Origin of the sequence: Pseudacidovorax sp. RU35E, from assembly GCF_900156165.1 — a bacterium.
Lineage (GTDB): Bacteria > Pseudomonadota > Gammaproteobacteria > Burkholderiales > Burkholderiaceae_C > Xenophilus.
Genome location: NZ_FTMY01000007.1, coordinates 322,134 through 342,794, shown reverse-complemented (window position 1 = coordinate 342,794; position 20,661 = coordinate 322,134). Strand labels below are relative to the sequence as shown.

Sequence of the window (20,661 nt, the reverse complement as noted above, 5' to 3'; positions counted from 1 at the left end):
AAGGTCACGGCCATCGACACGCACTGGATCTGGCAGGACGGCCAGTTCCTCACGCAGAACCCGCTGCAGATCCGCGGCGGCTTCGTCGAGGTGCCCAGGACCCCCGGCCTGGGCGTGACGGTGGACCGCGCCGCGCTGCAGCGCGCCAATGCGCTGTACCAGCAGCACGGCCTGGGCGCGCGCGACGACGCCATCGCCATGCAGTACCTGATCCCGGGCTGGAAGTTCGACAACAAGCGGCCGGCGATGGTGCGCTGAGCCACCCCGTCATTCGACAAGGACCTTCTCCATGAGCCAATTCGACAACCTCGTCAACGGCGAATGGCTGGCCGGCGCCAGCTATAGCCCCAACCTCAACCCCAGCAACCTGGCGGACGTGATCGGCCAGTACACGCAGGGCGATGCCTCGCATGTCGATGCCGCCGTGGCGGCCGCGACCGCGGCCTTCCCCGCCTGGTCCACCGGCTCGGTCCAGGCCCGCAGCGACGCGCTCGACAAGATCGGCGCCGAGATCCTGGCCCGCAAGGAGGAGCTGGGTGCGCTGCTGGCGCGCGAGGAGGGCAAGACCCGCGCCGAAGGCATCGGCGAGGTGACTCGCGCCGGCCAGATCTTCAAGTTCTTCGCTGGCGAATGCCTGCGCCTGTCGGGCGAGACCGTGCCTTCCGTGCGTCCCGGCATCGGCGTGGAGATCACGCGCGAGCCGGTAGGCGTCGTCGGCCTGATCACGCCGTGGAACTTCCCCATCGCCATCCCGGCCTGGAAGATCGCGCCGGCGCTGGCCTTCGGCAACTGCGTAGTGCTCAAGCCGGCCGACCTGGTGCCGGGCAGCAGCTGGGCGCTGGCCGAGATCATCCACCGCTCGGGCATCCCGGCCGGCGTGTTCAACCTGGTGATGGGCCGCGGCAGCGTCATCGGCAATGCGCTGGTGCAGCACCCGGGCATCCATGCGATCAGCTTCACCGGCTCGGTGGGCGTGGGCCGCGGCATCGCGCTGGAATGCGTCAGGAGTGGCAAGAAGGTCCAGCTGGAGATGGGCGGCAAGAACCCGCAGGTGGTGCTGGACGATGCCAACCTGAACCAGGCCGTCGAGCTGTGTGTGCAGAGCGCCTTCTATTCCACCGGCCAGCGCTGCACGGCGTCGAGCCGGCTGATCGTGACCGAGGGCATCTACCCGCGCTTCATCGAGGCCATGAAGGCCCGCATGGCGAAGATCAACGTCGGCGACGCGCTGGCGCAGGGCACCGACATCGGCCCCGTCTCCAGCCAGTCGCAGCTGGAGCAGGACCTGAGCTATGTCGAGATCGGCAAGGCCGAAGGCGCCACGCTGGCCGTGGGCGGCGAGCGCCTGTCGCGCGGCACCGAGGGCTTCTACATGGCCCCGGCGCTGTTCAGCGAGAGCGGCAAGTCCATGCGCATCAACCGCGAGGAAGTCTTCGGACCCGTGGCCAGCGTGATCCGCGTGAAGGACTACGACGAGGCCCTGGCCACGGCCAACGACACCGAGTTCGGCTTGTCGGCCGGCATCGCCACCACCAGCCTCAAGTACGCCACGCACTTCAAGCGCCACAGCCAGGCCGGGATGGTGATGGTCAACCTGCCCACCGCGGGCGTGGACTACCACGTGCCCTTCGGCGGCCGCAAGGGCAGCAGCTACGGCCCGCGCGAGCAGGGGCGCTATGCACAGGAGTTCTTCACCACGGTGAAGACCGCTTACACGCTGGCCTGAAACTAAAAAAGCACCCCCCATGCCGCTTCGCGGCTCCCCCCTCTCTGGCGCCTTCGGCTTGGAGGGGGGCGCACCCAGCGGCCTGGCAAAGCCAGTTCCGCGGGTGCCCTGGCGTGGCCTGCTCCGCGGCCATTTGATCGTTGGCGTCGCGCCAGTCTCACGCGGCGTGGGTGGCACGCAGCGCTGTGGAGAACTGACATGACGCGCTCTGCCTTGCGGCCGGCAGGTGGCTTCATCGCTGCCTGCCGGCCGTTGTCGTTTCATTGGGGTGTCGCGGCGGGCCGGCGGGTGGCGATCCACAGCCCCAGCGCAATGGCCAGCCCCAATACCGCCGCCACGGTGCCGACGAGGAACACGCCGCGGTAGCCCGTGCGGTCGGCCAGCAGCCCGGCCAACGGGCCGGTCAGGCCGTAAGCCAGATCCTGGAAGGCTGAAAACGCGCCCATGGCCGTGCCGCGCAGGGGCGGCGCCACGCGGTGCACGACGTCGCGGCCCATGGCCGGGAACACCATCGAGCAGCCCAGGCCGGTCATGAAGGCGCCGGCCAGCGCCGCATTGGGCGTGGCGGCGCTCCAGAGCAGCGCCTGGCCCAGCGTCTCCACCGCCAGCGAGGCCGCCGCCACCGGCAGGCCGCCGATGCGGTCGGGCAGGCCGCCGAACAGCAGCCGCACCAGCACGAAGCCGGCGCCGAAGGCCGTAAGGCCCAGGCCCGCATGCGCCCAGCCCTGGGCCCGGAAGTGCAGCGCGAAGAAGGCGCCGATGGCCGCGAAGCCGATGCCCTGCAGGCACACGATGGCGCCCTGCGGCGCAATGCGGCCGACCACCCGCCAGATCGACGGCCGCTGGGCCGCCGCCATCACGGGAAGCGCTTGCAGCGGCAGGACGGCGAGCAGCGCGAGCGCCGGAAGTGCCATGGCCACAGCCATGGCGCCTGCCAGCCCCAGCCGGTCGTAGAGCGCGATGCCCAACGGTCCGCCCACGGCCAGCGCGCCATAGATGGCGGCCCCGATCCAGGCGAGCACCTGGCCCGAGCGGGCCGGCCCGACCAGCCCGATGCACCAGGTGATGGTGCCGACGGCGACCAGGCTTTCGCCCACGCCGATGAGCAGGCGGCCGATCAGCAGCACGGCGTAGGCCGCGATGGCGCCCAAACCTGGCAGGCCGGCCGCCAGGCACACCAGCGCGCCGGCCATGTAGCAGAACAGGCCGCGCACCGCTGCCACCTTGGCACCCTGCCGGTCGGTGAGCGTGCCGGCGAAGCCGCGGCTGAGGATGGTGGCCAGGAAGGCGATGCCCACCGCCAGCCCGGCCCAGGCATTGCCCAGGCCCAACGTGCCGGCCACGAAGAGCGGCACAGTCGGCAGTGTCATGCCCACGCACAGGCAGGCCACGAAAAGCACGCCGACCAGCCACCAGAAGGGCAGCAGCATCGGCGCAGAAGAAGCTATTGGAGAGGATGTGGAAGTCATGCGCCGATAATGCGACGAGTTCGTCAGGTTTTCCATTCGCATTCGGAGCCCTCGCCATGAGCCCCCGTCGCAGCGCCCCCCTCTCCTCGAGAAAGGAGCCCCAGCAGGCCCGCTCCGCCAACCTGGTGGCGGCGGTGCTCGAAGCGGCTGTTCAGGTTCTGGCCCAGGAAGGCGCGCAGCGCTTCACCACGGCCCGCGTGGCAGAGAAGGCCGGCGTCAGCGTGGGTTCGCTCTACCAGTACTTTCCCAACAAGGCGGCGATCCTGTTCCGGCTGCAGAGCGACGAATGGCAGCGCACCACCACGCTGATGCGCGGCATCCTGGAAGACGAATCCACGCCGCCGCTCACGCGGCTGCGGGGGCTGGTCCATGCCTTCATCCGCTCCGAATGCGAGGAGGCCGAGGTGCGCACGGCTTTGGCCGATGCCGCCCCGATGTACCGCGATGCACCTGAGGCCGGCGAAGCACGGGCGACGAGCGCCCGTGCCTTCCGCGTCTTCCTGAAGGCTGCATTGCCCGACACCTCCAGCGGCGTCCGCAGCCGTGCCAGCACATTGATCCTCGACACGTTGAGCGGCGTGGGCAAGGCCTTCTCCGACCAGGCCCGCAAGCCCGCCGAGATCGAGGCCTATGCGGACGCGCTCGCAGACATGTTTTGCGCGTATCTTGTGGGGCTGGGTGCGGCGCCGGAGTCAGAGCCAGCACCTCCTGCCCGCCGCCGGCGCGTTGCGCACCGGCGCGGATGATCGAGAGCCCCTGCGGAGGTCCCATGCACCCAGCCACTGCGCTGCCACTGCCCACGTCGCGCGATGCGCTCGGCTGCACCGCCAGCACGCTGGTGCACGACGAGGAGGTCGAGGCCGGCAGCGTCCGCGTCTATCGCAAGGCGGTGGCGAAGTCCCAGCTCGGGCCGGTGGAGACGGCGCCCTCCGACCGGGGCCTGCTGCTGGGCATCTCGCTCGCACCGGGGCACCGGCGCCGCATCCTGCATGGGCGTCATGCGAGCACGCACGACTTCGGCTGCGGCGCGATCTACCTGCGCGACTTCAGCGAGCGCTACCGCGCCGACATGAAGACCGGCTTCGACTTTCTGCTGGTGGAGTTTCCGCGGGCCGTGGTCCAGCAGGCCACGCAGCAGCCGGTGAGCCTCGGGGCGCTGCTGTCGGCCCCGCCCACCGGCGCGCACGACGCCGTGCTGCACCACCTGGCGCTGGCCCTGCTTCCGGCGCTCGGCCGGCCGCATGTCGCCACCGGCCTGTTCGTCGAGCAGGTCACGGCCGCCATGGCCGCGCATGTGGTGCAGCGTTACGGCGACGTGCGCCCGCCGGCCACGCCCCGGCGCCACCGGCTGTCGGCCCTGCAGGAGGCGCGGGCCAAGGAGATGCTGGCGCTGCGTGCGGAGGGCACGCACAGTGCCCAGGCGGTGGCCGACGCCTGCGGCCTGTCGCGCAGCTACTTCATCGAGGCCTTCCGCGAGACCACCGGCCAGACGCCGTACCAATGGGCGCAGGCCCAGCGCGTGGCGCGGGCCCAGGCCCTGCTGGCGCGGCCCGATCTGTCGCTGGCCGCCATCGCTCTGGCCTGCGGCTTCGCCGACCAGAGCCACTTCACGCGCGTCTTCACCCGGCACATGGGCATGCCGCCGGGCGCCTGGCGGCGCGGGGCTGGCCACTGAGGCCCGCTGCTGCCGCCAGCTGCCGCTGCGCGCTCAGTCCTCGATCAGCGCGAGCAGGTCGGCGTTGACCTGGTCCTTGTGCGTGGTGCACGTGGCGTGGGGCGCACCGGGGTAGACCTTGAGCGTGGCGCCCTTGATCATCTGCGCCGCCAGCTTGCCCGTGCCCTCGATGGGCACGACCTGGTCGTCGTCGCCATGGATGACCAGCGTGGGCACGTCGATCTTCGCCATGTCGGCGCGGAAGTCCGTCCCCGAGAACGCCGTCACGCAGTCCAGCGTGCCCTTGATCGAGGCCTGTAGTGCGATCTGCAGCGTCTGCTTGAAGATGCCCTGCGACACCGGCGTGGCCCCCGGCCGGTTGGTGCCGTAGAAGATGGCGCTGAAGTCGTCCAGGAACTGCGGCCGGTCTGCCATCAGCCCGGCGCGCAGACCCTCGAACATGGCGGGTTCGGGCCCGTCCGGATGGTCCGCCGTCTTCACGAACAGCGGCGTCACCGCACTGACCAGCGCCAGCCGGGCCACGCGGCCGCTGCCATGGCGGGCGATGTAGCGCGTCACGTCGCCGCCGCCCATCGAGAAGCCCACCAGCACCACGTCCTTCAGGTCCAGGGCCTCGATCAGCTCCGAGATGTCGTCGGCGAAGGTGTCGTAGTCGTAGCCGGTCCAGGGCTGGCCGGAGCGGCCGAAGCCACGGCGGTCGAAGGCGACGGTGCGGTAGCCGCGCTCGGCGAAGAACATCATCTGCGCGTCCCACATGTCGGCGCTCAGTGGCCAGCCGTGGCTGAACAGGATGGGCTGGCCGCTGCCCCAGTCCTTGTAGTAGAGGTCGGTTCCGTCGCGCAGGGTGAGGAAGCTCATGCAAATCTCCAGGGGTTGAGGAAGGCAGGGGAAGGCAAAAGTGGCCCAGGGGCTCAGAGCGCCAGGAAGTGGTGGACCTCGGGCTGGCCCGGGCCGATGTGGTAGCGGACCACTTCGCCCTGGAGGTCTGCATCGGCCTGGGACACGCGGTGGTGCTGGCGCAGGTGCTCCGCCCAGGACTCGACCATGAACCATTCGACGATGCGCTGCGGATCGGCCGTGTGCTCGTGCAGGCCCCAGGCATAGGCGCCGTCGCGGCGGCGCTCGGGCGCCAGGCGCCGCACGGCGGCCAGGAAGGCCGGCCGGTCTTCGGCACGGATGCGGTATTCGATCTGGATCATCACGGGGCCGCGGTCATGGGCCACGGGCTCGGCCAGCAGCGGCTCGGGCCAGTGGCGCGAGGCCTGCAGGTCCGCGTCGCCCGTGGGCAGGCGCACGCGGTGGAAGAGCAGGGCCACCGCCAGCAGGCCCAGCGCGGCGGCGGCGAGCGCGCCGCGCACGCCGACCTGCTGCGCCACCAGGCCCCAGCCCAGGCTGCCGGCGGCCATGGCACCGTTGAAGACCGTGAGGTAGACGGCCAGCCCGCGGCCGCGGACCCAGTTGGGCAGCACGGCTTGGGCCACGCCGTTGAGCGTGGTCAGGGCCGTGATCCAGCCCACGCCGAGCACCAGCAGCAACAGCACGGCCAGCCACTGGGGCGGGGCCAGCACCAGCGCACCCAGCACACCCGCCGTCAGCACCGAAGCCAGCAGCACCAGCCCGTCCGCATCCAGCCGTCCGCGCAACCTGGGCATGACGAGTGCGCCGACGATGGCGCCCGCGCCGACGGCGCCCATGAGCACGCCGTAGAAGCCAGCCGTGCCCTGCAGCTTCTGCCGCGCGACCAGCGGCAGCAGCGCCCAGGCCGCGCTCGCGAAGAGGAAGAACACCGCCGCGCGCACCAGCACCACGTGCAGCTCGCGGCTGGCGCGCGCATAGCGCAGGCCGGCGCGGAAGGCGCCAAGGAAGTTCTCGGACAGGCCCTCATCCGCCGCAGGCGCCGGCCGGCGCCACCACAGCAGCGCCGCGATGACGAAGACATAGCTCAGCACGTCCGCGCCGTAGGTCATGGCCGCGCCGAAGCTGGCCAGGAGCAGGCCACCGACGGCCGGCCCCACGGCGCGGGCGATGTTGACGCCCAGCGAGTTGAGCGCCACCGCGTTCTTGAGCTGCGCGCGCGGCACCAGCTCGGGCACGATGGACTGCCAGGTCGGCCCCATCAGCGCGGCGCCCACGCCGCCCACGAAGGTCAGCACGATCAGCAGCTCCACCGTCAACGCGCCGCTGCGCGAGAGCAGCAGCAGGGCCGCGCTCACGCCCGCCAGCAGCAGCTGCACGGCGATGAGGAAGCGCCGGCGGTCCAGGATGTCCGACAGCACCCCGGCCGGGATGGCCAGCAGGAAGACCGGCAGCGTCGCCGCGGTCTGGATCAGCGCGACGGCCGTGGGGCTTGGCGAGAGGTCGGTGACCAGCCAGCCGCTGGCCACGTCGCGCATGAAGCTGCCGATGTTGCCCAGCACCGTGGCGCACCACAGCACGGCGAACACCGGCAGGCGCAGGGGTGCAAAGCTGCCGCTTTCCTTGGCCGCCTCAGCCATGCCGCCGTTCCCGCCCGTCGAGCCAGGCCACCAGCAGGAAGCCGCCCACCAGGCCCAGGTGCTCGAAGAAGGCATTGGCCGCCATGAAACGCTGCGGCTGGGGCATGTCCCAGAAGCGCAGCGCGACCAGGGTGGCGCCCAGCGTGAAGGCCGCCAGCACCAGCGCCCCCAGCCAGCGCAGCCGCCCGCTGATGACCAGGGCCGAGGCGCCGAGTTCGAGCACGATCACGGCCAGCGCCATCGGCGCGGCCGGCGCGATGCCGAAGTGCTGCATTTCGGCCACGGCACCGGCGAAGTCGAAGGCCTTGACCAGGCCGCCTTGCAGGTAGGCGGCGCACAGCAGCAGCAGGCACAGCCGCCGCACCCAGGGAGACAGCGTCCAGCCCATCAGACCGCCCAGCAGGCGCAGCCCAGCGCGCCCCAGAAGCTCTTGAGGTCGCCCACCGGCAGCCGGCTGCCCCAGGCGCTGGCATGCGCATGGCCATGGACGTTGCAGGCGCTCGCGCAGCCGCAGGACGCAGCCGCTTGCCGCAGGGTGGCCTGCAGTGGTGCGCCCTCCTGCGCGCCCCAGGCGCCGTAGCCGCCATAGCGGCGCACCGGCGACCAGTCGGGCATGGCGGGTGGCGGGCCGCCCTCGTCCAGCGTGGCGAAGGGACCCGCGCCGTAGACCACCTTGCCGCCCACCACCGTGAGCAGCGCGCTGGTGCCGGCGATGTCCGATTCTGGGCAGGCGAAGAAGTCGCGGTCGGGCACGATCAGGTCGGCGAACTGGCCGGCCTCGATGCGGCCCTTGCGGCCTTCCTCGTTCGAGAACCAGGTGACCTTCTCGGTCCACATGCGCAGGGCGGTCTCGCGGTCGAGCAGGTTGCGCTGCGGCGTGATCTGCAGCCCGCCCACGGTGCGGCCGGTGATCAGCCACGACAGCGAGACCCAGGGGTTGTACGAGGCCACGCGTGTGGCGTCGGTGCCGGCCGAGACATGGATGCCCTTCTCCAGCATGCGCTTGACCGGCGGTGTGGCCTCGGCCGCGGCGGCGCCGTAGCGCTCGACGAAGTATTCGCCCTGGTAGGCCATGCGGTGCTGCACGGCCACGCCGCCGCCCAGCGCCGCGATGCGGTCGATGGAGCGCTCGGAGATCGTCTCGGCATGGTCGAAGAACCAGTTCAGGCCGGCCAGCGGCGTGTCGCGGTCCACCTTCTCGAACACGTCCAGCGCACGGGCGATGGTCTCGTCGTAGGTGGCATGCAGGCGCCAGGGCCAGCGGTTCTGGGCCAGCACGCGCACCACTTCTTCCAGCTCGCCTTCCATCTCGGGGACCATGTCGGGCCGCGGCTGGCGGAAGTCCTCGAAGTCGGCGGCCGAGAACACCAGCATCTCGCCGGCGCCGTTGTGGCGGAAGTAGTCGTCGCCCTGCTTGTACTTCGAGGTCGCCGTCCAGTTCAGGAAGTCCTGTTTCTCCTGCTTGGGCTTCTGCGTGAAGAGGTTGTAGGCCAGGCGGATCGTGAGCTGGCCGGCATCCGCCAGCTGCTGGATGACCTGGTAGTCCTCCGGGTAGTTCTGGAAGCCCCCGCCCGCGTCGATGGCGCCGGTCACGCCCAGCCGGTTGAGCTCGCGCATGAAGTGGCGCGTGGAGTTGAGCTGGTACTCGGGCGGCAGCTTCGGCCCCTTGGCCAGCGTGGCGTAGAGGATGGCCGCATTGGGCTTGGCCAGCAGCAGGCCGGTGGGGTTGCCCGCGGCGTCGCGCACGATCTCGCCGCCGGGCGGCGCGGGCGTGTCCTTGCCGTAGCCCACCGCACGCAACGCAGCGCCATTGAGCAGGGCGCGGTCGTACAGGTGCAGGATGAAGACCGGCGTGTCGGGCGCGGCGGCGTTGAGCTCGTCGATGGTGGGCAGGCGCTTCTCGTCGAACTGGTGCTCGGTGAAGCCGCCGACCACGCGCACCCATTGCGGCGCCGGCGTGATCGCCACCTGCTGGCGCAGCATGGCCATGGCATCGGCCAGGCTGCGCACGCCGTCCCAGCGCAACTCCAGGTTGAAGTTCAGGCCGCCGCGGATGATGTGCAGGTGGTTGTCGATCAGGCCCGGCAGCACGGCGCGGCCCTGCAGGTCGACCACGCGGGTGGCGGGGCCGGCCAGCGGCAGCACGTCCTCGCGCCGGCCCACGCGAAGGAAGCGGCCGTCGCGGATGGCGACCGCGTCGGCCACGGGATTGGCGCGGTCCAGCGTCGTGAAGCGGCCGTTGTGAAGGAGGAGGTCGGGAGGCAGGGTGTCGTCGGCCATGGGGTCCATTCCGTGAAGTGGCGCTGGGCGGAAGCGGGCGGGGGTCGCCCGTCAGGCCTGGTCGTTGGGGCGGGGCGGCTCGGCCTTGGCGCACTGGGGCAGCGTGCCGAAGACGTGCGGCTTGACCTGGTGCTGCAGCCAGGACGTCGACACCGCATCCGGGCGGATCCAGCCGCGGATGAGCGGCGGGATCTGCTCGCCCACCAGGATGCCCAGCAGGCCCACCAGTGCGATGACGGGCGGCGCGGGCGAGCGCACCTGCACCAGGGCATAGATCACGCCGACCAGGACGCCGACGGCAAGCGAGAGCAGATAGGGCTTCATCGTGTGCGCGCCCGGCTCAGCCTTCGTGGGCGCCGAACATGGCGCGGGCATAGTCGATGCCCAGGCCGTAGGCCCCGCCAAAGCGCCGGGCGATGCCGGTGGTCATGTCGTAGGTCTCGCCGCGTGCCCAGTCGCGCTGGAGTTCGAGCAGGTACTGCACCGCGGTCATGGGCCGTGCGCCGGCCTGCACCATGCGCTGCATAGCGCGCTCGTGCGCCTCGGCCGAGACATCGCCGCAGGCATCGGCGATCACGTAGACCTCGAAGCCCTGCGCCAGGGCCGACAGCGCGGGGCCGACGATGCACACGCTGGTCCACAGGCCGGCCAGCACGATGCGGGGCTTGCCGATGGCGTTCACGCGGGCGATCACGGCCGCGTCTTCCCAGGTGTTCATCGAGGTGCGGTCCAGCATGGCCTGGCCGGCGAAGGCTTCGGTGATCTCGCTGAACATGGGGCCGGAGAAGCTCTTCTCGGCCACCGTGGTCAGGATCGTCGAGACGCCGAAGCCCGCCGCCGCACGCGACACCAGGGCCGCATGGTTGCGCAGCGTGGCGGCGTCGATGGAGTGCGTGGCAAAGGCCATCTGCGACTGGAAGTCGATCAGGATCAGCGTGTGGTCCTGTGGCTTGAGCAGGGTGGGGCCAGGGGTGGCGGTGGCTTGGAGGGGCATGGTGAACTCCTGTTCTTAAGCTGAGGAATCGGGCCGGATGCTCGGTGGCGCAACGGCGCTTGTCTTGTCGATTGGTCTGGCGTTTTGCACGTTTGTCGGGCGCGTATGCGCGCCAGGCCGGCCGAGTGCGCGGCGGATGCCATCGAAATCCTTCATCGATGGATCGCCGGTCCGCGCCTGGCCGCCGCGCTTGTGGAACCGAGGCATTGAAGGAATCATCAGCGGCCCGTCCGGGCCTGTTGGCGAGTTTTTCCGTTCGCCAGCATCGAAGTTTTCGATGATCTGCCCCACCCAAGGATCGCCATGCTCAAGCTCACCCTCGAGGCCATCGAACTGGTCGACGCCATCGACCGCCATGGCTCCTTCGCGGCCGCCGCCACGCGGCTGAACCGGGTGCCGTCCACCGTCTCCTATGCCGTGGCCCGGCTGGAGGAGCAGCTGGGCCTGCGCCTCTTCGAACGGCAGGGCCCGCGCGTCGAACTCAGTGCCGCGGGCCGCGAGATGCTGGACGAGGGCCGCTGGCTGCTCGGCGCGGCCGCCACGCTGGAATCGCGCATGCGGCAGGTGGCCACGGGCTATGAATCCGAACTGCGGCTGGTGCACGACTCGCTGATCCCGACCGAGGCGCTGATCGACGACCTGCGCGACTTCGAGGCCCTGCGCTGCGGCACCCGCCTGCGGCTGGGCTGCGAGGCGCTGTCGGGCAGCTGGGAGGCCTTGCGCGATGGCCGGGCCGACCTCGTCATCGCCGCGGGCGAGGGGCCGGCCGGCGGCGGATATCAGGTGCATCCGGTGGGAACGCTGGACTTCGTCTTCTGCGTGGCGCCGCAGCATCCGCTGGCGCGTGCCAGGCTGCCGCTTCGCCGGGCCGACCTGGTGGCGCACAACGCCGTGGTGGTGGGCGACACCGCCCGCTCGCTGTCGGACCGCACGGTGGGCCTGATGGCAGGGCAGCCGCGCATCACCGTGCCCTCCATGACGGCCAAGATCGCCTGCCAGCGCAGCGGCCTGGGCCACGGCTTCCTGCCGCGGGCCTGCGTGGAGGCCGACCTGGCACGCGGCAGCCTGGTGGCGCTAGAGATCGAGGAGGCCCGGCCGCCCGAGGTCTTCTACCTGGCGTGGAAGACAGGTGCCGAGGGCCGCGCCCTGGAGTGGTGGCGCGAGCGGCTGCGACGCCCGCTCGTGCCGGCGCTGCTGCCGCGCAGTGCGTGATCCGACCCGACCCCTTGCCGCTTCGGGGCCACTCCGATCACGGATGATCGGGGCCCCACACCGGAACAAGGCGCACGCATGCCCGACAAGATCCTCGTCCTCTACGGTTCCTACCGTGCCGACCGCATGGGCATCCGCCTGGCGGACTACATCGTGGCCCAGCTCAAGGCCCGCGGCGCCGAGCCCGAGCTCATCGACGCGCAGGCGGTGGGCCTGCCGATGCTGGACCGCATGTACAAGGAACATCCCAAGGGCCAGGCGCCCGCGGCCATGGAGGCGCTGGCCGGCAAGATCCGCGATGCCGATGCCTTCGTCTTCGTGACCGGCGAATACAACTGGGGCGTGCAGCCGGGGCTGAAGAACCTCACCGACCACTTCCTGGAGGAATGGTTCTGGCGGCCGGCGGCCATCGCCAGCTATTCGGCCGGCCGCTTTTCTGGCGTGCGCTCGGGCACGGCCTGGCATTCGATCCTGTCGGAGATGGGCATGGTGGTGATCTCCAGCACGCTGGCGGTGGGCCCGATCTCGCAGACGCTGGACGAGGCGGGCGAGCCGACGGGCGATGCCGGCAAGTCGCTGGCCAAGGCCTTTTCGCGCTGGGCGGACGACCTGGCCTGGTGGACGAATGCGGCGCGGGTGCAGCGGGCGACGCAGGCGCCGCCGTACTGATCAAGCCGAAGGCGCGGGCGAACGGCCGCGTCGCAACAGCGCTTCCAGCCCCTCGAACAGCAACTCCGACACCAGCGCCAGCGCCGCCGCCGGCAGGGCGCCGGCCATCAGCAGCGCGCGGTCGTTGAGCGCCAGGCCGGTGACGATGCGCTCGCCGAAGCCGCCCGCGCCGATGAAGGCCGCGATGGTGGCCGTGCCCACGGCGATGGTGGTGGCGGTGCGCACGCCGGCGATCAGCGTGGGCAGGGCCAGCGGCAGTTGCACCAGCCGCAGGTTCTGCGGCCCGGTCATGCCCAATGCAGTGCCGGCCTGGGTGAGACCCGCAGGCACCTCGGCCAGGCCGGTGACGGCATTGCGCATGATCGGCAGCAGCGCATAGAGCGTGAGCGCCACCAGCGCCGGCAGCGTGCCGATGGCGCCCAGCAGCGAGATCAGGATGGCCAGCAGCGCCAGCGAGGGCACGGTCTGCAGCAGCCCGGTCAGGCCCAGCACCAGCGCCCGCAGCCGCACATGGGCGAACACCGCCATTGCGAGCGGCACGCCGATCAGCACCGCGAGGCCGACCGACACCGCCACCAGCATCAGGTGCTGGCGCGCCAGCCGGCCCAGGTCGGGCCCGAAGAGCTTGGCGACGAAGCCGCGCGCGGCCTGCGCGTCCGGGCCCGCGCCGCCCGCGAGGAAGTCGCGTGCGATGTCGGCGAAGGCCGTGCCCTGCAGTTCGGCCCGGGCGTTCATGCGGATCATGGCGGCCTCGTCGATGCGGCCTTCCAGCTTCTGCAGCGCGGCCCAGGCCGCGGGCAGGCGCTCAGGCAGGTCCAGGCGGTAGAGCAGCACCGCGTCGTAGCGCGGGAAGTAGTGGCGGTCGTCCTCCAGCACCGTGAGGCCCAGGTGCTCGATCTTGGCGTCGGTGGTGTAGATGTCGATCACGTCCACCTGGCCCGCGCCGATGGCGTCGTAGGCCAGGCCATGGTCCAGCCCGGTGGGCCGCTGCGGTAGGCCATAGCGCGCCGCCACGCCGCGCCAGCCGTCGGCGCGGCCGATGAATTCGTTGGTCAGGCCCAGGCGCAGTTCGGGGTGCTTCGCCAGATCGCCCAGCGTTCGGATGCCCAGGCGTTGGGCCTCGGTGGCGCGCATCGCCAGCGCATAGCCGTCGTTGAAGCCCAGCGGCACGGCCATGCCCAGGCCCAGCGGCTGCAGCGCGGCGCGCATCGCGTCGGGTGCGAGCGGCTTGGCGCTCTTGAGGATCTCCAGCGCGATGGTGCCGGTGTATTCGGCATAGAGGTCGATGCCGCCCGAGCGCAGCGCCTCGTAGACGATGGCCGTGTTGCCCAGGCCCTGGCGCACCGTCGGCGGGCGCTGCAGATGGGGCGCGGCCGTCTGGGCCAGCACCTCGGCCAGGATGTACGACTCGGTGAAGCGCTTGGAGCCGATGCGCAGCTCGCCCGTGTCGCGCTGCTGGGCCCAGACGGCCTGCATGGCGAGCAGTGGCAGCAGCAGGAAGGCCAAGCAGACGCGAAGGCGGGCAGGGCGGACGGTGGCGGTCATTGGGCCAGTATGGCCGGGCTGCGCGTGCGGCGCGCGTGGCATTGCCGCCGCCCATGCGTCAGCTGGCGCCGTCTCGCTTGCTGGCCGTGGTGCTGGTCAGTACGCGCTGCGGGTGGGGGCCGCGCCCGCCTGCCGCCACCGTGCCGCACTCGCATCCAGCGCGCCGCGCAGGGCCACCAGATCCAGCGCCGTCGCCACGAAGAGCGCGCCCAGTTCCAGGCACTGCCGCGCCCGCGCTTCGTCCACCATCAGGATGCCGGGCGCCTTGCCCGCCGCCCGGATGCGTCCGATGGCGTCGTCGATGGCGGCATCCACCTCCGGGTGGCGTGGGTTGCCCGCATGGCCCATGCTGGCCGAGAGGTCGGCCGGGCCGATGAAGATGCCGTCCACGCCCTCGACCGCGGCGATGGCCTCGATCTGGTCCAGCGCCTCGCGCGTCTCCACCTGCACCAGCACGCACAGTTCCTCATGCGCGCGGGCCACGTAGTCGGCTGTGCGGCCGAAGTTGCTCGCGCGCATGGAGCCGCCCATGCCGCGCAGGCCGGCAGGCGCATAGCGGGTGGCGGCGACGGCGGCGCGGGCCTCGTCGGCGTTCTGCACGAAGGGCAGCAGCAGGCTCTGCGCGCCCACGTCCAGGTAGCGCTTGATGAGCACCGGGTCGTTCCACGCGGGGCGTACCACCGGCGCGCAGGGCGCGCAGCCGGCAGCCGGCTGGGCCGCCGCCACGGCCTGCAGCTGCTGCAGCATCAGCGGCACGTCGCTGGGTGTGTGCTCGGTGTCCAGCAACATCCAGTCGAAGCCGGCGCCGGCCACCAGCTCGCTCACGTAGGGCGAAGGCAGGGTGGACCAGACGCCGATCTGCGGCCGGCCCTCGGCCAGGGCCTTCTTGAAAGGGTTGGGAAGCAGCGCCATCGCAACTCCTCAGCCGAAGTGGCAGGCCACGCTGCCGAAGTCGCCGTAGTCGGCCACGATGGTGTCGCCCTGCACCACGTCGATGGGCCGGATGAAGGAGCCGGCCAGCACCACTTCGCCCGTCGCCAGTGTCACGCCGTGCCGGTGCAGCCGGTTGGCCAGCCACGCGATGCCATGGCCCGGATGGTTGAGCACGCCGGCGGCCAGACCGGTCTCTTCCACCTCGCCGTTGCGGCTGACGATGGCGCCGATGCGTCGCATGTCGATGTTCAGGGCGTCGGGCCGGAAGGGCCGCCCGCCCAGCACGATGGCCGCATTGGCCGCGTTGTCGGCGATGGTGTCCAGCACGGTGCGCGTGCGGCCGGTGGCCGGGTCCACGCGCTGGATGCGCGCGTCCAGGATCTCCAGCGCCGGCACCACGTAGGCCGTGGCGTCCAGCACGTCGAAGAGCGTGCAGTCGGGCCCGGTCAGCGGCTTGGCGAGGATGAAGGCCAGCTCCGCCTCGACCTTGAGCTGCAGGAAGCGCCCGGCCGGAATGGTGGCGCCATCACGGTAGAACATGTCGTCCAGCAGCACGCCGAAGTCGGGCTCGTCGATGCGCACGGCGCGCTGCATGGCCTTGGAGGTCAGGCCGATCTTGTGGCCCTTGACGGTGCGGCCGGCCTGCTGCTTGAGCGCCATCCAGGCGGCCTGGATGGCATAGGCGTCGTCCGTGGTCATGCCCGGATGGGCCAGCGACAGCTGGCCGCAGGGCACGCGGCTGCGCTCGGCTTCCTCCAGGCGTGCGGCGGCCTCGCGGCAGGTCTCGGCGCTGAGGGTGGTGCTCATCGCGGCTCGGCCTCCACCACGTTGCGCAGCACGCCGACGCCGGTGACCTCGACCTCCACCACGTCGCCCGGCTGCAGGAAGCGCGGCGGGTCGAAGCGGATGCCGGCGCCGATGGGCGTGCCGGTGGCGATCACGTCGCCGGGCAGCAGCGGCGTGAAGATCGACAGGTAGTGCACCAGGTAGGCGAAGTCGAACATCAGGTGCTCGGACGTGTCGTCCTGCCGCGCCTCGCCGTTCACGCGGGTCTGCACGCGCAGGTTGCCGAAGCCGGCCGGGTACTCGTCGGCCGTGACCAGCCAGGGGCCGATGGAACCCGAGCGGAACCAGTTCTTGCCCTGCGTGACGTTGAACTTGGCATGGTGCACCCAGTCGCGGACGGTGCCTTCGTTGATGCAGGTGAGGCCGGCGATGTGGTCCAGCGCAGTCTCGCGCGCGATGCGCCGGCCGCCCTGGCCGATCACGATGCCGATCTCGCCCTCGTAATCCAGCTGCTGCGATTCGGCCGGCTGCAGCAGCGCCTCGCCATGGCCGCTGAAGGAGTCGGGCACGCGCATGAAGATGCTCGGGTAGCGGGGCAGGTCGCTGCCGTCCTTGTACTCGGCGTTGCGGTGCGCGTAGTTGACGCCGATGCAGAAGATGCGCCGCGGTTCGCGTACCGGCAGATCGAGTTGCACGTCGGCCAGCGCATGGTCGGCATGGGCGCCGGCCCAGGCCTCGCGGGCCTGGGCCATGGCGGCCTCGCCGCCGGCCAGCAGTTCGCGCACGCCGGCGAGGGTGGGCAGGCGGCGGCCCAGGTCAACGACGCCCTGGCCGGATGCATCGAGCGCGCCCCAGCTTGCACGGCCCTGGTGGGTAAAGCTCAGCAGCTTCATGCGGCCACCTCCGCGTGGGCGTCGAAGCCGAAGAAGGCGGCGGCGTTGTCCACCAGGATGCGGCGCAGCATGGCCTCGTCGGGGACGAAGCGCGTGAGCAGGTCGAGCAGAGCGCCCTCGTTGGGCGGCTGCTTGAGCGAGATCGGATGCGGCCAGTCGCTGCCCCACACGCAGCGGTCCGGCGCCGCGTCGATCAGGCGGCGCGCCAGCGGCACCACGTCGTCCCACGGCTCGCCGCTGTGCGAGAGCTTTTCGGAGAGCGACAGCATCACCCAGAAGTTGCCGCGCTGGAACAGCTCCAGCAGGCAGCGAAGGCTGGCGTCGGCCTCGCCAGCGGCGGGGTCGGCGCGGCCCATGTGGTCCACCAGCACCGGCACGTCCAGGTGGGCGAAGGCCTTCATCTGCTCGGCCACGCCCTTCGGCTCGGGCTGCACCTTCACGTACCAGCCCAGCTCGCGCACGCGGCCCAGGGCGCGGTCCATCTCGGCCGGGCCGAAGCTGATGCCCAGGCCGCCGCGGGTGAAGCGGGCGCCGCGCACGCCGGCGTCGTGCAACTGCTGCAGGTAGGCGTCGTCGCGCTCGATCAGCACCGCGGCATTGGCACAGCCCATGTAGCGGCGCGGGCCGTCGCCGTTGAGGCCGGCCAGCGCATCGAGCACCACCTGGTGATCGGCGCCGTAGGTGGTGGCCTGCACGATCACGCCGCGCTGGATGCCCAGCGTGGCATGCAGGCGCTGGGCCACCTGCCAGGTGGCGGTGGGCATCTCGTAGGCAGCGCCGGGGCGCACGGGGTAGCGATCGGGCGGGCCGAAGACGTGGAACTGGCTGTCGCAGGACAGCGGCGGCAACGGCCTGGCCGGCGCGCGCGGATGGGGGTCGAAGGGCAGGTAGTCGGGCATGGGGCAGTCGGGCGAATCAGGCGATGTAGGCGGTGAAGACGCACTCGATGAGCTTGCCCATGTCGAGCTCGGGTGCGTGGATGGCATGGCGCGCAGGGCGCGTGGCGGCGTCGGGGAACATCTCCAGCCAGGGCACGTTGAGGGCGGGCCGCTGGCTGCGGTCCTTCATCCACACCGTGACCTTGACCACGTCGGCCGTGCTGCCGCCGGCGGCCTCGACGATGCGGCGCAGGTTGTCCAGCATGTGGCGGCACTGGGCCTCGATGCCTTCGGCGACCTGGCCGGTGGCCGGGTCGGTGCCCAGCACGCTGCCGCTTTCGACCAGCGGGCCGATGCGGCAGGCGGCGGGAATCGGGTTCTTGTGGCTGAAGCCGCCCACGTAGACGGCGGTGCGGCCGGCGGGCGCGGCGCGCCCCAGGCTCACTGGGCCGTGATATTGGCCTGCTTGATGATGGGGATCCATCGCTTGTCTTCCTTGTCGAGGAACTGGGTGAATTCGGCGGGTGTCATCGCGCGGGCCTGCGAGCCCAGCACGTTGAAGCGCTCCTGCACGGCCTTGTCGGCCAGGATCTTCTGCAGCGCCTGCGACAGCTTCTGCACGATGGCATCGGGCGTGCCCTTGGGCGCCATCAGGCCGGTGAAGGTCTCGGTGCTGAAGTCCTTGAAGCCGGACTCCTGCAGCGTGGGCACGTCGGGCAGCTGCGGCAGGCGCTGCGGCGACGTGACGGCCAGCGGCCGCGTGCGGCCCTGCTGGATGAAGGGCTGGGCCACCGACACCTGGTCGAAGTTGAAGTCCACCTGGCCGCCCAGCAGGTCGGTGGTGGCGGGGGCGTTGCCCTTGTAGTGCACGGTGACCCAATGGGCACCGCTTTCGCGCTGCAGGTATTCGCTGACGAGGTGGTTCTGCGTGCCGGCGCCGGGCGAGGCCATGGTGAGCTTGTTGCCGGGCTTCTTGCCGGCGTCGATCAGCTCGCCGATGGTCTTGTACGGCGTGGAGGGGCTGACCTGCAGCACCAGCGGCGTGAACGAGACCGAGCTCACCGGCACGAAGTCGCGCCGCCATTCGTAGGCGTCGCGCTTGAAGATGGTGGGCGAGAACAGCAGTGGCCCGTTGGCCGTCATGAAGAAGGTGTAGCCATCGGGCGCCGCCTTGGCGACGAACTCGCCGGCGATCAGCCCGCCCGCGCCGGGCTTGTTGTCCACCAGGAAGGGCTGCTTGAACTGGGCCTGCAGCTGGTCGCTGATGATGCGCGCCGCCCCGTCCACATTGCCGCCGGGCGGGTAGGGCAGCACCAGGCGCACGGGCTTGTCGGGCCAGTTGCCCGCGCCTTGCGCTTGCGCTGCCACGGGGGCGAGGGAAATGAGGGCGCCGGCGGCCGTGGCCGCGGCCAGGCACAGGGCCTTGGATCGATGCATGGTTTGTCTCCGTTGGGCTGCTCGGGCAGCGGTCGCGTGTGGCCCCACTGTAGGAAGCGAAGGCATGAACCTGCAATGCGAACATCGCGGATAAGTCCATGATGTGGACTTTCCGGCTTCGCGGCCTTCGGGGCGCGCGTCCACAATGCGGACCATGCAGATCGACCCCCACACCCTCACGCCCGAAGCCACCTACCGCCTGCTCAGCGGCCTGGTGGTGCCGCGGCCCATCGCGTGGATCAGCACGCTCTCGCCCACCGGCGTGGTCAACCTCGCGCCCTTCTCCTGCTTCACCTTCGTGTCGAACAAGCCGCCGCTGCTGGGCGTCAACGTCGGCCGCAAGGCCGGCCGGCGCAAGGACACGGCGGCCCACATCCACAGCCGCGGCGAGTACGTGGTGCACATCGGCGATGCCTCGCAGCTCAACGCCATCCACGAGAGCAGCGAGGAGCACCCCGAGGACGTGAGCGAAGCCGAGCTGCTGGGCCTGGCCACGCTGCCCGGCGAGACGGTGGCCGTGCCGCGCCTGCGCGATGCGCCGGTGGCCATGGAATGCCGGCTGTCGCAGGTCATTCCCTTCGGTGACACGGGCGCGGAATTCATCGTCGGCGAGGTCACGCGCTTCCACCTGCGCGACGGCCTGATGAACGATGGCAAGGTCGAGACGCTGGCGCTCGATCCCGTTTGCCGCATCGGCGGGCCCAACTACGCCACGCTCGGCCGCATCGTCACGCTGCGGCGCATGCAGCAGACCGAGAAGTCGGTCGTCTGATCCCACCGCATCACGAATGCCCGGCAGCGAGAGCGCCACCGCACCGACCACTGGCGCGCAGTCCGTGCGGCGCGCCCTCGCCGTGCTGCGCATCGTGGCGGCGGGCCAGGAGCACGGGGTGCGCCTGCTCGACGTGGCCCAGGCCACCGGGCTGAACCGCGCCACCGTGCACCGCCTGCTGCAGGTGCTGGTGGAAGAGGGCGCGGTGGAGCAGGACGCCGCCACGCGCCGCTACCTGATCGGCGGCGAGGTTTCGTTGATGGGCCTGGCGCGCTCGGCCGGCTTTCCCTTGCGCGCGGTGGCGGCGCCGCACCTGCAGGCCCTGGCCGAGGCCGAGGGCGAGACCTGCTTCCTCACCATCCGCAACGGCGACGACTCGGTCTGCCTGGCGCGGCATCCGGGCAGCTATGTGGTGAAGGTGCTGTCCATCGAGGTGGGCGCGCGCCGGCCGCTGGGCGTGGGCGTGAGCGGCCTGGTGCTGCTGGGCGGCCTGTCCGACGACGAGCGCGCCGACACCATCGCGCGCAATGCGCGGCGGCTGCGCGCCCTGCGCATCGAGCCCGAGGAACTGCGCCAGCGCCTGCGGCTGCTGCAGCGGCGCGGCCATGCCTACGCGCCGGTGGGCGTGGTGCCGGGCACGCGGGCGCTGGCGGTGCCGGTGCGCCATCCGGAGGGGCAGATCCTCGCCGGCCTGGCCATCACGGCGATCCGCGAACGGTTGCCGGACGAGCGGGTGCCGAAGCTGGTGCAAGCCATGGAGCGGCATGCCCGGCTCATCGGCCAGCAATGGGCGCAGCGGGAGCAGGCGCGTCGGCGCTGAGCTCGTCGGGCGCTGCCCGGTCGTCATTGCAGGTGTTCGAAGCCTTCGCACACCCCGCACGAAATTCGGCGCTTCCC

22 protein-coding genes and 1 pseudogene are annotated in these 20,661 nt (G+C 71.1%); 8 read left to right on the top strand and 15 right to left on the bottom strand.

Annotation, left to right across the window (positions count from 1 at the left end):
• Together gudD and BXA03_RS15240 are read left to right on the top strand one after the other, a co-directional pair.
• Positions 1-258: pseudogene (gudD, locus tag BXA03_RS15245) on the top strand (glucarate dehydratase); the annotation flags it as partial.
• A 31-nt stretch (positions 259-289) separates the two neighbouring features.
• Complete coding sequence (locus BXA03_RS15240) at positions 290-1,726, top strand: aldehyde dehydrogenase family protein (protein ID WP_076509298.1); 1,437 nt, start codon at positions 290-292, stop codon at positions 1,724-1,726.
• A gap of 260 nt (positions 1,727-1,986) precedes the next feature.
• On the opposite strand, the gene BXA03_RS15235 is transcribed toward BXA03_RS15240, so the two are convergent.
• Complete coding sequence (locus tag BXA03_RS15235) at positions 1,987-3,195, bottom strand: MFS transporter (protein WP_083716106.1); 1,209 nt, start codon at positions 3,193-3,195, stop codon at positions 1,987-1,989.
• A gap of 56 nt (positions 3,196-3,251) precedes the next feature.
• Here BXA03_RS15235 and BXA03_RS15230 point away from each other — a divergent pair, with 56 nt between their 5' ends.
• Positions 3,252-3,941: a TetR/AcrR family transcriptional regulator gene (locus BXA03_RS15230; protein WP_076509293.1), complete on the top strand. Its 690-nt coding sequence runs from the start codon at positions 3,252-3,254 to the stop codon at positions 3,939-3,941.
• Positions 3,942-3,964: 23 nt separating this feature from the next.
• Positions 3,965-4,870: a helix-turn-helix domain-containing protein gene (locus BXA03_RS15225; RefSeq protein ID WP_076509290.1), complete on the top strand. Its 906-nt coding sequence runs from the start codon at positions 3,965-3,967 to the stop codon at positions 4,868-4,870.
• Between the two features lie 33 nt (positions 4,871-4,903).
• Here BXA03_RS15225 and BXA03_RS15220 read toward each other — a convergent pair whose 3' ends face one another.
• Genes BXA03_RS15220 through BXA03_RS26575 form a run of 7 tightly spaced genes read right to left on the bottom strand, consistent with a single transcriptional unit; the run spans position 4,904 to position 10,930 of the window.
• Positions 4,904-5,728, bottom strand: a complete 825-nt coding sequence (locus BXA03_RS15220) for an alpha/beta fold hydrolase (protein WP_076509288.1) — start codon at positions 5,726-5,728, stop codon at positions 4,904-4,906.
• Positions 5,729-5,781: 53 nt separating this feature from the next.
• Positions 5,782-7,365 (bottom strand): MFS transporter, encoded by a 1,584-nt coding sequence (locus BXA03_RS15215; RefSeq protein WP_076509284.1) that lies wholly within the window; start codon positions 7,363-7,365, stop codon positions 5,782-5,784.
• Positions 7,358-7,753: a DoxX family protein gene (locus tag BXA03_RS15210; protein ID WP_076509282.1), complete on the bottom strand. Its 396-nt coding sequence runs from the start codon at positions 7,751-7,753 to the stop codon at positions 7,358-7,360. Before BXA03_RS15210 ends, BXA03_RS15215 begins: the two co-directional genes overlap by 8 nt.
• Positions 7,753-9,645: an amidohydrolase gene (locus BXA03_RS15205; protein WP_076509281.1), complete on the bottom strand. Its 1,893-nt coding sequence runs from the start codon at positions 9,643-9,645 to the stop codon at positions 7,753-7,755. The genes BXA03_RS15210 and BXA03_RS15205 overlap by 1 nt, the downstream gene beginning before the upstream one ends.
• A 51-nt stretch (positions 9,646-9,696) precedes the next feature.
• Positions 9,697-9,969, bottom strand: coding sequence for a XapX domain-containing protein (locus BXA03_RS15200; RefSeq protein ID WP_076509279.1), 273 nt, complete (start codon positions 9,967-9,969; stop codon positions 9,697-9,699).
• 16 nt (positions 9,970-9,985) lie between these two features.
• Positions 9,986-10,639: a hydrolase gene (locus BXA03_RS15195; RefSeq protein ID WP_076509277.1), complete on the bottom strand. Its 654-nt coding sequence runs from the start codon at positions 10,637-10,639 to the stop codon at positions 9,986-9,988.
• A gap of 15 nt (positions 10,640-10,654) precedes the next feature.
• Complete coding sequence (locus BXA03_RS26575; protein ID WP_143476323.1) at positions 10,655-10,930, bottom strand: hypothetical protein; 276 nt, start codon at positions 10,928-10,930, stop codon at positions 10,655-10,657.
• 12 nt (positions 10,931-10,942) lie between these two features.
• Here BXA03_RS26575 and BXA03_RS15190 point away from each other — a divergent pair, with 12 nt between their 5' ends.
• On the top strand, positions 10,943-11,851 hold the full coding sequence (locus tag BXA03_RS15190; protein WP_076509275.1) for a LysR family transcriptional regulator: 909 nt from the start codon (positions 10,943-10,945) through the stop codon (positions 11,849-11,851).
• A 78-nt stretch (positions 11,852-11,929) separates the two neighbouring features.
• Positions 11,930-12,520, top strand: a complete 591-nt coding sequence (locus BXA03_RS15185) for an NADPH-dependent FMN reductase (RefSeq protein WP_076509273.1) — start codon at positions 11,930-11,932, stop codon at positions 12,518-12,520.
• Here the strand turns inward: BXA03_RS15185 and BXA03_RS15180 are convergent, their stop codons facing one another.
• The 7 genes from BXA03_RS15180 to BXA03_RS15150 all read right to left on the bottom strand — a co-directional run bounded on the left by BXA03_RS15180 (position 12,521) and on the right by BXA03_RS15150 (position 18,992).
• The gene (locus BXA03_RS15180) at positions 12,521-14,065 is read right to left on the bottom strand and encodes an ABC transporter permease/substrate-binding protein (RefSeq protein WP_083716098.1); all 1,545 of its coding nucleotides are present in this window, start codon (positions 14,063-14,065) and stop codon (positions 12,521-12,523) included.
• Positions 14,066-14,161: 96 nt separating this feature from the next.
• The gene (locus BXA03_RS15175) at positions 14,162-14,977 is read right to left on the bottom strand and encodes an aldolase/citrate lyase family protein (protein WP_076509270.1); all 816 of its coding nucleotides are present in this window, start codon (positions 14,975-14,977) and stop codon (positions 14,162-14,164) included.
• Between the two features lie 9 nt (positions 14,978-14,986).
• Complete coding sequence (gene hpaH, locus BXA03_RS15170) at positions 14,987-15,805, bottom strand: 2-oxo-hept-4-ene-1,7-dioate hydratase (protein ID WP_076509268.1); 819 nt, start codon at positions 15,803-15,805, stop codon at positions 14,987-14,989.
• Positions 15,802-16,677, bottom strand: coding sequence for a fumarylacetoacetate hydrolase family protein (locus tag BXA03_RS15165; RefSeq protein WP_076509265.1), 876 nt, complete (start codon positions 16,675-16,677; stop codon positions 15,802-15,804). The genes hpaH and BXA03_RS15165 overlap by 4 nt, the downstream gene beginning before the upstream one ends.
• Positions 16,674-17,576 (bottom strand): amidohydrolase family protein, encoded by a 903-nt coding sequence (locus tag BXA03_RS15160; RefSeq protein WP_076509262.1) that lies wholly within the window; start codon positions 17,574-17,576, stop codon positions 16,674-16,676. Before BXA03_RS15160 ends, BXA03_RS15165 begins: the two co-directional genes overlap by 4 nt.
• 16 nt (positions 17,577-17,592) lie before the next feature.
• A complete protein-coding gene (locus BXA03_RS15155; RefSeq protein WP_083716097.1) occupies positions 17,593-18,039 on the bottom strand; it encodes a RidA family protein in 447 nt (148 codons plus the stop codon).
• Positions 17,997-18,992 (bottom strand): Bug family tripartite tricarboxylate transporter substrate binding protein, encoded by a 996-nt coding sequence (locus BXA03_RS15150; RefSeq protein WP_076509260.1) that lies wholly within the window; start codon positions 18,990-18,992, stop codon positions 17,997-17,999. Before BXA03_RS15150 ends, BXA03_RS15155 begins: the two co-directional genes overlap by 43 nt.
• 154 nt (positions 18,993-19,146) lie before the next feature.
• Here BXA03_RS15150 and BXA03_RS15145 point away from each other — a divergent pair, with 154 nt between their 5' ends.
• Complete coding sequence (locus BXA03_RS15145) at positions 19,147-19,764, top strand: flavin reductase family protein (protein ID WP_076509257.1); 618 nt, start codon at positions 19,147-19,149, stop codon at positions 19,762-19,764.
• A gap of 16 nt (positions 19,765-19,780) precedes the next feature.
• A complete protein-coding gene (locus BXA03_RS15140; RefSeq protein WP_076509254.1) occupies positions 19,781-20,584 on the top strand; it encodes an IclR family transcriptional regulator in 804 nt (267 codons plus the stop codon).
• The last annotated feature ends 77 nt before the right edge of the window (positions 20,585-20,661 follow it).